At 56.2% G+C, this 256-nt stretch carries 1 rRNA gene; it reads left to right on the top strand.

The window, feature by feature from the left end:
• A 23S ribosomal RNA gene (locus KJS58_RS25195) occupies nucleotides 1–256 on the top strand; the annotation flags it as partial.

Here is a 256-nt window from a genome sequence, read left to right on the forward strand (position 1 = left end):
CAAAAAGTCAGAGCCCGTTAAATGGGTGATGGCGTGCCTTTTGTAGAATGAACCGGCGAGTTACGTTCCCGTGCAAGGTTAAGGTGAAAAGCCGTAGCCGCAGCGAAAGCGAGTCTGAATAGGGCGACATAGTACGTGGACGTAGACCCGAAACCGTGTGATCTACCCCTGTCCAGGGTGAAGGTGCGGTAACACGCACTGGAGGCCCGAACCCACGCACGTTGAAAAGTGCGGGGATGAGGTGGGGGTAGCGGAG

This window comes from Paenibacillus sp. J45TS6 (assembly GCF_018403285.1).
Classification (GTDB): Bacteria; Bacillota; Bacilli; order Paenibacillales; family Paenibacillaceae; genus Paenibacillus.